At 68.4% G+C, this 10,867-nt stretch carries 13 protein-coding genes and 1 pseudogene; 12 read left to right on the forward strand and 2 right to left on the reverse strand.

Annotation, left to right across the window (positions count from 1 at the left end; all coding sequences use genetic code 11):
- Positions 1-546 precede the first annotated feature (546 nt).
- Positions 547-789, forward strand: a pseudogene (locus ACIKT0_RS00695) (IS21 family transposase); the annotation flags it as partial.
- Between the two features lie 261 nt (positions 790-1,050).
- Here the strand turns inward: ACIKT0_RS00695 and ACIKT0_RS00700 are convergent.
- Positions 1,051-1,173 (reverse strand): hypothetical protein, encoded by a 123-nt coding sequence (locus ACIKT0_RS00700; protein WP_407103507.1) that lies wholly within the window; start codon positions 1,171-1,173, stop codon positions 1,051-1,053.
- Positions 1,174-1,445: 272 nt separating this feature from the next.
- Between ACIKT0_RS00700 and ACIKT0_RS00705 the strand changes: the two genes are divergently transcribed.
- From ACIKT0_RS00705 to ACIKT0_RS00740, 8 genes are all read left to right on the forward strand, one after another.
- Positions 1,446-2,015 (forward strand): hypothetical protein, encoded by a 570-nt coding sequence (locus tag ACIKT0_RS00705; RefSeq protein WP_407103508.1) that lies wholly within the window; start codon positions 1,446-1,448, stop codon positions 2,013-2,015.
- A gap of 111 nt (positions 2,016-2,126) precedes the next feature.
- A complete protein-coding gene (locus tag ACIKT0_RS00710) occupies positions 2,127-2,588 on the forward strand; it encodes a translation initiation factor 2 (RefSeq protein WP_407103509.1) in 462 nt (153 codons plus the stop codon).
- A 67-nt stretch (positions 2,589-2,655) separates the two neighbouring features.
- On the forward strand, positions 2,656-3,384 hold the full coding sequence (locus ACIKT0_RS00715; RefSeq protein ID WP_407103510.1) for an SOS response-associated peptidase: 729 nt from the start codon (positions 2,656-2,658) through the stop codon (positions 3,382-3,384).
- Positions 3,385-3,710: 326 nt separating this feature from the next.
- Positions 3,711-4,352: a ParA family protein gene (locus ACIKT0_RS00720; RefSeq protein ID WP_183393679.1), complete on the forward strand. Its 642-nt coding sequence runs from the start codon at positions 3,711-3,713 to the stop codon at positions 4,350-4,352.
- 1 nt (position 4,353) lies between these two features.
- Positions 4,354-4,728 carry a hypothetical protein gene (locus ACIKT0_RS00725; RefSeq protein WP_407103511.1) on the forward strand — a complete coding sequence of 125 codons (375 nt, stop codon included), beginning with the start codon at positions 4,354-4,356 and terminating at the stop codon, positions 4,726-4,728.
- Positions 4,729-4,828: 100 nt separating this feature from the next.
- Positions 4,829-5,839, forward strand: a complete 1,011-nt coding sequence (locus tag ACIKT0_RS00730) for a plasmid recombination protein (RefSeq protein ID WP_183393677.1) — start codon at positions 4,829-4,831, stop codon at positions 5,837-5,839.
- A gap of 373 nt (positions 5,840-6,212) precedes the next feature.
- On the forward strand, positions 6,213-6,398 hold the full coding sequence (locus tag ACIKT0_RS00735) for a type II toxin-antitoxin system HicA family toxin (protein WP_407103512.1): 186 nt from the start codon (positions 6,213-6,215) through the stop codon (positions 6,396-6,398).
- Positions 6,398-6,823, forward strand: coding sequence for a type II toxin-antitoxin system HicB family antitoxin (locus ACIKT0_RS00740; protein WP_407103513.1), 426 nt, complete (start codon positions 6,398-6,400; stop codon positions 6,821-6,823). The genes ACIKT0_RS00735 and ACIKT0_RS00740 overlap by 1 nt, the downstream gene beginning before the upstream one ends.
- Positions 6,824-6,995: 172 nt before the next feature.
- Here the strand turns inward: ACIKT0_RS00740 and ACIKT0_RS00745 are convergent, their stop codons facing one another.
- Positions 6,996-8,201: an acyl-CoA dehydrogenase family protein gene (locus tag ACIKT0_RS00745; RefSeq protein ID WP_407103514.1), complete on the reverse strand. Its 1,206-nt coding sequence runs from the start codon at positions 8,199-8,201 to the stop codon at positions 6,996-6,998.
- Positions 8,202-8,542: 341 nt separating this feature from the next.
- On the opposite strand from ACIKT0_RS00745, the gene ACIKT0_RS00750 reads away from it, so the two are divergent.
- From ACIKT0_RS00750 to ACIKT0_RS00760, 3 genes are all read left to right on the forward strand, one after another.
- Entirely contained in the window at positions 8,543-9,094 is a 552-nt protein-coding gene (locus ACIKT0_RS00750; protein ID WP_407103515.1) for a DUF3455 domain-containing protein, read from the forward strand.
- Between the two features lie 136 nt (positions 9,095-9,230).
- A complete protein-coding gene (locus ACIKT0_RS00755) occupies positions 9,231-9,968 on the forward strand; it encodes a superoxide dismutase (protein ID WP_407103516.1) in 738 nt (245 codons plus the stop codon).
- A gap of 158 nt (positions 9,969-10,126) precedes the next feature.
- Positions 10,127-10,561 carry a DoxX family protein gene (locus tag ACIKT0_RS00760; RefSeq protein WP_407103517.1) on the forward strand — a complete coding sequence of 145 codons (435 nt, stop codon included), beginning with the start codon at positions 10,127-10,129 and terminating at the stop codon, positions 10,559-10,561.
- Positions 10,562-10,867: the final 306 nt, after the last annotated feature.

The following is a 10,867-nucleotide window of genomic DNA, read 5'->3' on the forward strand; positions in this document are numbered from 1 at the left end:
CCCGAGCCAAGCTCACCGGACGAGAATTCCCGTCCCTGAGCCGCGTCGAACTGCATCCACCGGGCCGGGGGCTCTCACCCCGTGATGCGCCTTCCGTCGGGGCTCTCGCACGCCGCGAACGGCGCGCGTCGGACGCCAATGTTGCCTACCTAAGCGTCCACCCTTGGGACCGGGCGCCCGGGTTAGCGCCTGGTCCTCTCAGCCTCGCGTTAAGGCCGTCGGAACCAAGAAGCTCCGCGCGACGGCGGGGCTGATCTCTCCGGGACGCGAAACGTCACCGTACGGTGCAGTACTCGGCTCTTCGTCGCGCATGTCAAGCGCGACGGGGGACAGCACGAGATCCGGCCCGGCCTCGCCATGCCTCACTCCCGGAAGTCGCCGTAGAACGCGCGGCGCGGCGGCTGGTCGCGCCGCTCGTGGCGAACACGACTGTGATCCGGCGTGGAATTTTGACCCCTTAGGTCGGGGGATCGGCGTCCAATTTTGACCCCCTGAGGCGCGCGTTGCGCATGCTGCCTGTCTTTGTCGAGGACGGGCGGTTGGGGGATGAAGTGCGTGGACACGATCGCGCGGATCCGCCGCGAGCATTTTGTGCGCGGCAAGACGATCAAGGAGATTGTGCGCGAGCTGCACGTGTCGCGGAACACGGTGCGGAAGGTGCTGCGGTCTGGGGTGACGGCGTTTGAGTACGAGCGCGAGGTTCAGCCGCTTCCGAAGCTTGGACCCTGGCGCGACGATCTCGACCGCCTGATGCGGGAGACGATGGAGCTCGTCAGCGCACGCGAGGCGGAGGTGAGAGCGCTGGCGGAGCTGCTGCTGGAGCAGCGGGTGCTTGTCGGGGGAGCAAGCGCCGTGAGCCTGAGGCGAAAGTGGCCGCCTGGGGACTGACGTCTCTGCAGCTGTCGTGGAGCCGGAAAGATCGGCGCACCGCGGCGGCGGAGCAGCGCGGGACACAGGAAGCGCGTCGTATGAACCTACCCAAGGCGGGCCGAATTTTCGCGGTAGCGCTAAGGCCATAACTTTATGGGGCGGCGTCCGGGGGCTTTCGCCTCATCCCCAGCGCCACCAGATGAGCGCCGTGAGCGCTAGCGGCGTGACGATTGCGAACACGGTCGAGAGGATCGGCCGCGGATCCTCGTCATGATCCCAGTGCCGGCGACCGTCCTTCCTCATCGCTCTTGTTCTCATTTCGTTCTCATGGAATCCATCTTCTCTGAAGATGGAGATGCGCCAGTGACGGACGCCGCAGAGCGGCTTGAGGACGAGAGCTTAGGCGCGCGAGAAGCGGCCGTCGACGACGCGATTCGGGCGGCAGGGGGTGACCCACGCGCGGCGGTCTGGGCGCTGCTTGTGCAGCTGGCTGAGCGCGAGGAGGCCAGGGCCCTGGCGCACAGCCGGATCTCGCTTGGGTATCGGCGCGGACGCCAGCCGCTGCGGCAGCTCCCGTGACTGTCGAGACGCTCGGCGAAGCCTGGCGCGCCGGCTGGCGGGTGAAGGCGCGCTGCGCGCACGGCAAGCGCGATGGGATGAAGTCGATCCGTGAGTGTCATCGCGAGTACGAGCTCGAGATGGAGACGCTCGTCTGGACCCGCGGCGCCGGGCTTCCCCTCGGCGATCTCGCGGGCCGGCTCCGCTGCCCAGCGTGCCGGTCGCTGAAAGTCGCTGTCGCCTTCATGCCGCCCCCGATCAGGGACGAAGGCGGCGGCCGCGCGTCCTCGCCACGCGAGGACATGGCGGCGCTGCCGCATCGGGTCGAGCTCTACCGCGCCGGCGGGACCCTGGACCGCATGGTCGCCGCCTCAGCCGACAGCGACGTCGCGCGCGCCGCGTTCCATGCCGCAATCGAGGTTCTGAAGCTGGAGGTGGGGCAGCAGCTCGTGCTGCGGCGCTTTGGACAGCTGGTTGCGCAGCATCCGGAGCCAGAGCCCTCGACCGAGGCGCCCGCCGTGGTCAACGCGGAGATCGAACGGGTCCGCGCTCATCTGCCGAAGGGGCGAGAGCGGCGCTGGAAATAGCCGGCTATGTGGCCGTCCGATCACTACGTAATTCCCCCGATTGTGGCGAGGTTGTGGCTCCCCCTAGGTTCGCGCGCCGTTCATCCGGGCGGCTTCGGGGGAAACGTCATCATGAAAATTCTTCTCGCCGCGGCGGCGTGCGCGGCGTTGGCCGGCTGCGCCTCAGTTACGCGCGGCACCACGGAACAGATCACTGTCACCACAGAGCCTTCCGGCGCCGCCGTCCGCACGTCCATGGCGCATGCGTGCCCCGCAAGCCCATGCACGTTCCAGGTCGGTCGCAAGGACGAGTTCATCGTCACCGCGTCGAAGCCGGGCTATCGCGACGCCAGCATGCCGGTGAAGACCAAGGTGGCTGGGAATGGCGCGGCGGGGTTCGCCGGCAACGTTCTGGTCGGTGGCGTGATCGGCATGGGGGTCGACGCGGCGACCGGCGCGGCGCTCGACCACTATCCGAACCCTGTGGCGCTCACCCTGGAGCCGATCGCTCGAGAGCCTGCTGCGAGGAAGGCGCCCGCCAGGCGTGCTGCCCCCAAGGCCGCCGCGATCCACGAGGATAAGCCCGCAACCTGACGTCATACGCCGCGCGGAGGCCAGTCTGCCGCTAGCCCCATCTCGTGGAGCGCGGCAGACTGCGCCGATGTGCAATCTCTACAGCGTCACCAAGGGCCAGGCGGCGATCCGCGAGCTGACCAAGGCGCTCGTCGACCACACGGGCAACCTGCCGCCAATGCCCGGGATCTTCCCGGACTATCCCGCGCCGATCGTCCGGAACTCCGATGAGGGTCGCGAGCTTGTGCTGGCCCGCTGGGGGATGCCGTCCTCCAGCCGCGCCATATTCGAGGCGACGAAGAAGCGAGCGGCCGCGCTGGAGAAGAAGGGGCAGCCCGTCGACTTCCAGGCGCTTCTGAGGGCAGAGCCGGACATCGGCACGACCAATATCCGCAATGTCGCCTCTCAACACTGGAAGCGCTGGCTCGGGCCCGAGCATCGCTGCGCCGTCCCCATGACCTCGTTCTCGGAGTACGAGACGACCCCTGAGGGCAAGAAAGTCCCCGTGTGGTTCGCGCTCGACGAGAGCCGGCCGCTCTGCGTATTCGCCGGGCTCTGGACGAACTGGACCTGCGTGCGGAAGAAGTCCGAGGGCGAGGTGAGCTGCGACGTCTACGGGTTCCTGACGACGGAGCCGAACGCCGTCGTCGCGCGGATCCACCCGAAGGCGATGCCGGTGATCCTCACGACGGCGGAGGAGATCGACGTCTGGATGCGGGCGTCCTGGGATGAGGCGAAGGCGCTGCAGCGGCCGTTGCCGGACGACGCGCTGATGGTTGTCGCGCGTGGTGAAAAGCAGGACGGCGTGACGCTTTAGGGTCTGAACTCGCGGTCAGCCGTGACGCACATGCGCTACGCCACTGGCCTTCCGACTGCCGAGTGACGCGTTACCTGGTGGACGGCGCCCGGGCTACCCCCCCTCGCTGATGTTCTACGCCCGAGCTGCCCACGCGGCCTTTGAAGCCCGGCGGCAGAGACGCTGAGGTCTTGTGGTCTTGATGTCTTGAGATCGACGAAACTCGCCTGCTGCGAGCCGCCGCGATTTACTCGACAAGAATTCCTTTTTCCGCGAGGCGATCTCCTCTTACGCTTTTTTGCATAGAGCCCAATAGCCGGCTCCAGTGATCAGCGATGAGGTCGGAGATGGAATGCGTCGCGTTCATTTCGCAGAAGGGCGGCTCAGCAAAGACCACGAGCCTTATTTCAGTCTCCGTGGCCGCTGCGCGGATGGAAAGGGCCGGCGTCTTGATCCTGGACACCGACATAGCGCAGGGCAGTGCGCTGGCCTGGCGCGGCCGCCGGAACGCTCCCTGGCCTGTGGTGGAAGCGTGTCGCCTGGCTGACGTTGATCGCAGGCTGCGCCGGGCCCGAGATGAGGGCTTCGATCTCGTTTTCGTCGACACCGCCGGTCGTGACGACCCGGCCTTGACCGGCTTGATCGCGTGCTCCGACTTCGTCGCTGTGCCGTGTCGTCCGACGGTGCTGGATCGAGACGCGATCGCGCCCAACGTCTGGTCCTGCCGGAGGGCGGGCGTCGCGTTCGGTGTCTTGCTGACATGCGTGAAGGCGAACACGGAAGCCCGAGTGCAGCAGATCCGAGATTACCATCGCCGGTCTGGCGGCTGCGTGCTTGATGCGCAGCTTTCGGACCGGGTCCGGTATCAATCGGCGATCGCGAGCGGTCTCTCGGTCTCCGAGATGTCCGGAGACCCTGAGCTCGCGGACGAGCCGAAGGTCGCCTGGCGAGCGATCCGCCGCCGGCTTGCTCAGACCGCAGGAGCGTGACGTGAGCTCCGCACACAGAACCCTCCTCGACGAGATCCGCGACGTGGCCGAGCGTGATCCGGATCTGACGGCCGCAATTGGAGCTGTGGACCAGCTAGTCGTGCGTACGCCTCGCGCGGTGATCGACGATCTGCACGATCTCGCTCGGACGCACCGCTTGTCCGTCAACGCTTTCGTCCATCATCTGCTCGATGTGGGACTCGAAGCCATCGGCCGTCCGACGATCCGCGACAGGGCTCCGGCGATAGCCCGCTACCTTAGCCGGACCCGCAAATCTCGCCCGGCGCCGCCGGGGATCCGCATGCCGCCGCCGCGCCCCGATCTCGCAGAGGTGTCGACCCTCTATCGTCCTTCGCGCCCCCGGAAAAAAACATAGCCTAGTCGGTCATAGGATATCGATCGCGCCCGATGGCACGTTCGATGATCGCGTGTCTCTTTCCAGACTCTCGGGCATCAACGTCTCGAAGGAGACAGCGATGCCAAAGTTCGACTTTTTCCACATCATCGGGTACCCGCGAGCCGCCCGCAAAACCGGCGATCCGAAGGCGCATGTCGCCGGGATCATCGCCGAGGCTGAACGCCAGCGGCATGCCTGCCGCCACGTTCCGTCGCCGATGAAGCCGATCCGCCTCTTCGGCGGCTCGCCCAGCGAGGCGGCCGCCGAGGCGATCGCGCAGGCTGATCACGCCAGAGACGCCATCGGAAGAAAAGTCCGGATCGACGCCATCGTCATGTTCGCCGCAGTCGCGAGCTACCCGAAGCAGACGAGCAGCGTCGTGAGCCGTGATCACGGCGGCCGCCGCAGGATCGTCGATCCCGCCTTCCTCGCCTGGAAGGAAGCGGCGCTGAAATGGGCGCAGAAGCAGTTTGGCTCCGCGCTTAAGTCCGCGGTCCTGCACCTCGACGAGGAATATCCTCACATCCACTTTTTCATCGTGCCGCCACTCCTGGAGGGCCGGCTGCGGCACGATCTGATCCACTGCGGTCGCGCCGCGATCGTCGCCGCCAGGGAAAAGAGCGTCGTCGCAGGCGCGCCCGCGCCCGGCTCCGACAGGGAAAGTAAGCGGGCCGAGCGGCTCGCTTACTGCACGGCGATGAGCGGCCTGCTGGACGATTATCACGACGCTGTCGGCTCCCGGTTCGGCCATGAGCGCTATGGTCCTCGTCGCCGCCGGCGGACGCGCGAAGTCCATCTGACGACGCGGCGCCTCGAGCGCGAACGGGACAAGGCGATCATGGATGCGAAGCGCCGGCTTCAGAACCGCCTTATCGAGCTGAGGAACGAGGACGAAGCACGTCTGGCGGCGCGCGAGGCTGAAGCGGCCGAGGAGTTCCACAGGGCCAGGCGTTACCGCGCCTCCATGGACGCGGAGCTCGCAGCGCAGCGGTCGCGCGGCGACAATGCTGAAGCCGCTCTGGCGGATGCGCTCGCCATCCTCGAGGCCCATGGCCTCAGCCCGTCTGTCGTCCCTCGGTCGTGCGGCTGACACGTCTCGCGCCCGGGCCTTGACCTGGCGCGCTGGGGTGGCGCACCGTCCACCCGCGCGTCGGCGGAAATCCTTGATGCCTCAAGGGCCGCAGAGAGAGCTTGTATGCAGGTGGGGTTCCTCCCGCCCCAGCCATACATCCCGAGAGCTTCTTGGGAAAGTGGCCTGCGGACAAAGCCGACATCAGAGAACGGGACGTGGACAAAGCGGCGCGGTTCACTCCGAGCGTTCGTCCGCCGTTCGCGGAGGCATGAGCGTGACCGCCTATCCATCGCGGGGCCCGCGGGCTCCCGCCGGGCGCTGCCGCACCGCTCTAGAGATGGATTTCCACACTTCTGTTGACTTCAACAGAAGTGTGGAACACCCTATCTTCATGAACGCGAACGAACTCAAGAAGCTCCTCGCCAAGAGCGGCTGCACCTTCGAGACACATCGGGGCGGCAGCGGTCACCTGACGGTGAAACGAGACGGCCGGACCTCTCAGCTCCCGATGCATGGTCGCAAGGAGCTCGGCACGGGGCTCGTGAACAAGATCCTCAAGGACCTGGGACTGAAGTGATGCTCGCGTACAAGATCGAAATCGCGCCGGATGACAATGGCACTGTCCTCGTCACCTGTCCCGATCTGCCGGAGGTCACCACCTACGGCGAGGATGGTCCGAGCGTCCTCTCAAACGCCGTCTCCGCTATCGAGGAGGCGGTCGCCGCGAGGATCGCCGAAGGTGCCGAGATCCCGACGCCGGCCTTGAAGGCCGGCGACAGCGTGGCGCGGCTTCCGGCGCTGACCGCCGTGAAGACCCTGCTTTACATGGCCCTGAAGGCTCAAGGCATGTCGCGGGCTGAACTCGCGCGCCGCCTTGGCTGGCATCGTGAGCAGGTGGACCGGCTCTTCCGGCTGGACCACGCCTCGCGGCTCGATCAACTGGAAGCCGCCTTCGACGCGCTCGGGCGGACCCTCGATGTCAGGGTGCTCGAGGCGGCCTGAGTCCGGCTAGGCCGTGGGCCGAACGCGCAGCGCCTTCTTCCGGCGGAAAGCCTTGCGTCTGCCGCATCGTTCGGGAGCGCGCGCATCCGCGCTCCCGAACATGCTCATGTCGGCCAGGACAGTCCTGCTCGCGCAGGCCGCCCTCAACCTCCACGGGCCGATCACGCCAGCTTCACTGAAGCAGCAGGCGGCTCGCGGGGATGTAGTTGCGGCCCTGCACATGCGTGTGCTGCGCAGCGGTCGACAGGTCGCGCAGACGGCGCTGCAGGGACGAGCTTTCGTAGACCGCCGAGGCGCCGCAGAGCTCGAAGCATTTCTGGGTCACGCGGAGGCAGGCCTGCGTGATCCAGGCCGCCGACTGAAGGAGCGCCGGGTCCGGGAGCCCCGGTTGAAGCCGGCCCTCCTCGGCGTCCTTCCAGAGCCGCGCGATCTCGGCGTCGGTGAGCGCCTCGGCGGCCTTCAGTTCGGCCTGGGCCTGGCCGAGCTGGAACTGGAAGACCTCCGAATCCCTCAACGCGGTCGCGGCGCCGAGCAGGCGGCGGCCGGCTTTCGCCGCGGCGACGAGGTCGTCGAGCGCGCCTTCGGCCACGCCCAGCGCCAGGGGGCAGTGCATCAGCGCCGCGATCTGCATCGCCCGGCCCTGGAGCGGCCCGGGCAGGCAGGACCGCGCCGACCCGACGTCGATGGCGTCGCTTTCCGGGATCACCGCGCCGTCCACCGCCACATGGTGGCTCGCCGTCGCCTCGAGCCCCAGGGCGCGCCAGGTGTCCTCGATCCTTATGTGCCGGCGCGGCACGAGGATCATCCGCATGGCCGGGACGCCTTCCATCGGTCCCGGAAGCGGCGCGCCGTCTTTGGTCAGCACGCAGGCGAGCGCCATCCAGTGCGAGTCCTCGCAGCCGCTCGCGAACGGCCAGCGCCCGCCGACGCGCAGTCCCTCCGGCGTAACCTCGGCCTTTCCGCCGGGCTGGTTGCTGGCGTTGAGCAGGACGTCCGGGCCATCGCCCATCACGGCCTCGTATCGGTCCCGAGGCAGCAGAGGCAGGCCGAGCTGCACCACCATGCGCACGCCCGCGACCCAGCCGACGGAGGCGTCGAGCCGCGCGAGCCGGCGGATGATCGTGGCGATGGTCGCGAGGTCGATCTCCAGCCCGCCATGGCTCCGCGGGGCCGTCGCCCGGTAGAGGCCGGCCGCGCCGAGCCGCTCCATGATGGCCGGCGATATCCGCCGCTCCGCCTCGCTTTTCGACGCCTCCGCGACGATCAAAGGCGCGAGCGCGTCGATCTCGGCGAGGATGCGGGCCGCCCCGGCCGGCTCCTCGAAGCGCTCATGCGTGCGGGCGGCCGCGCCCAGGCTCGATTGTCTATCCATGGCCATCTCGCTTCTCCGGCGGGCCGCCGGGCCGGGATGGCGCGGGCGGTCCTGAGGGGCCGCGAGGTAGCCGGCCTCGGTTACACGGCCATGGCGCGATCGCCCGCCCCATTACCGATGAAACACGAGGATCGCGGAGAGGCCGGCGCAGCTTCGTTTATCAGCGACGCGTCATTACTTCTGTAGCAGTCCAAATCCTCCATGAAACGCGACTGCATTATCTATACTGCCAATTCACCTCCAGGAACGCCGCCGCCAGCCCGGACGCATTGACGGGCCCGTGCTTCGGCGGAGCTGCGCACGGGCCGAGCGAAGCGGAGCCCGGCGTTTTCGGGAGGGGTATTGCGATGAAGCCTGACGCCACAACGGCGAGCGCGGCCCGTGCGCGTCGCCTGCCCGCGACGTGGCTCGCGGCAGGCGGGCTCGGCGTGATCGCCGTCGGCGCCCTGCTCGGCGGCGCCGCCCCGACCACCGCGGACATTCCCGTGCAGATCTCCGCGCCCGGCAAGGTCGAGATCACGCGGCTGCACGCCGAGGGCGTCCAGATCTACGAATGCGTCGCCGGGTCGGGCGGCCTGACGTGGAGGTTCCGCGAGCCGCTCGCCACGCTGCTGCAGGACGGCAAGACGGTCGGCCGCCACTTCGCAGGTCCGAGCTGGGAGCTTGCCGGAGACGTCGTGGTCGCCCGCGTGGAGGCCCAGACGCCGGGCCCGACGGCCGCCGACATCGCCCAGCTCAAGCTCGCCGTCGTCCGGCGAAGCGGCGCAGGCTTGCTCGCGCAGGCCACCACGATCCAGCGGCTGGAGACCCATGGCGGCGTCTTCAGCGGGATCTGCGGCGAGCCCGGCGCCCTTCATCTCCAACCCTACGCCGCGGAGTACGTCTTCCTCCGCGACTGACCGCCGCCGCCCCGCTGGCGGGGCGACCACCCCGCCCGCGCGCCGGCCTCAACGACTGGTTCCGCATTCGGCCCGAAGGCGATCTCCGCCTCCGGCCTCCCCCTCCGCTCATCTCTGGAAAGGATCGACCGTGGTCATGACACGCCGCACCCTGCTGACCGTCGCCGCGGGCGCGACGGCGATCGTCGCGACCTCGCGCGACGGCTTCAGTCAGTCCTACGACAACACCAGCGCGGGCGGCTCCTCCGGTCCGTTCCAGCTTCCTCCCCTGCCCTACGCCCCGAGCGCGCTCGAGCCGAGCATCGACGCCCAGACCGTCGCGCTGCACCACGGCCGGCATCATGCGGCTTACGTCGCCAACCTGAACCAGGCGGCGAAGGTCGCCCCGGAGATCGCGAAGCGCCCCATCGAGCACGTGCTCTCCCGTCTCGCCGACCTGCCGGACGCCGTGCGCGCCACGGTGCGCAACAATCTCGGCGGACACGCGAACCACTCGATGTACTGGCTCGTCATGGGCGGCGCCGGCGGCGCGCCGACCGGCGAAGCCATGGAGGCGATCGAGCGCGACTTCGGCGGGCTTGAAGAACTGCAGCGCCGGTTCAACGCGGCCGGCGCCGGCGTCTTTGGATCGGGCTGGGTCTTCGTGACCGTCGACCGGACGGGCCGGCTCGCGGTCGAGACCCGACCGAACCAGGACACGCCCCTGATGGACGGCAAACGCGTCCTGTTCGGCAACGACCTGTGGGAGCACTCCTACTACCTCAAGTACCAGAGCCGCCGCGCCGACTACCTCAAGGCGTGGTGGGACGTGCTGAACTGGTCGCGCATCGAGGAGCGCTACCGCGCCGCCAGGACGGGCGAACTGACCATCTAGCTCGACGCCGACGGCGGGCCGCCAAGGCCGGCCCCGCGTCATGCAGAGGCGCGCGGCGGCGCCTGTTTCCGCGGAACCGCGCGACCTGTCGCGCTCGACCGCCGGCTTTGCTCGCGCGGCCCGCAAGACGACTTCACCCATGAAGAGGAATTCCGGGAATGACATACGAAGCACTTCCCTCATCCCGAAACATCGGGACGGTCCGCGCCGCGGTGCTCGGGCGCGCGGTGGTGTTGGGCGCCTCGCTGCTGCTGCTCGCAGACGGGATCCTCCAGCTCCTCTCGCCGGACATGATCGTCCAGGCCCTGACGCATATCGGCTTCGCCCCGGACGAGGGCCCGCGACTTGCGGTCATCACCCTGACCTGCGCGGCGCTGCTTGCGATTCCGCGCCTCGCGCCGCTCGGGGCGGTGCTCACGACCGGTTTTCTCGGGGGAGCGATCTGCGCGCATTTCCGGGTCGAGGGGTTCGGCTCCCCGCCTCAGCTTCTCAGCCTCTTCCTGGGCCTCGCGATCTGGGTCGGGCTGGCCCTCGCCGACGTCCGGGTGCGCGCGGCGCTGCTGGGCGCTCCGAGGCGGCCGCTCGCCGACTGAAGCAGGGCCGGAGGCGACGGGCGCTTGCGCGGCGATCGGCATGAATCCGACGGCCGCATTCGGGCGACGGCGCAATTACAGGCGTAACCAGCGGCACATCTGGCTGCAACGAGACGGGTCTTCATTCAGTCATCGAAGCCCTTCAGCCGCCGGTCATCCCTTGCTCGACATCATGATGCGCTCGACCAACGCCGGCGTCCGGCGACGGTCCGAGTTGAGCCGCACGAAGCTTCCTCCCTCCCCTCGACGGGACGGCGCGGTCGCGCGGCGGCGGCCGGCGAGCCGCAGCCGCATCGGCATGGCGGC

The sequence above is a fragment of the Hansschlegelia beijingensis genome (assembly GCF_045505405.1).
GTDB classification, from domain to species: Bacteria; Pseudomonadota; Alphaproteobacteria; order Rhizobiales; family Methylopilaceae; genus Methylopila; species Methylopila beijingensis_A.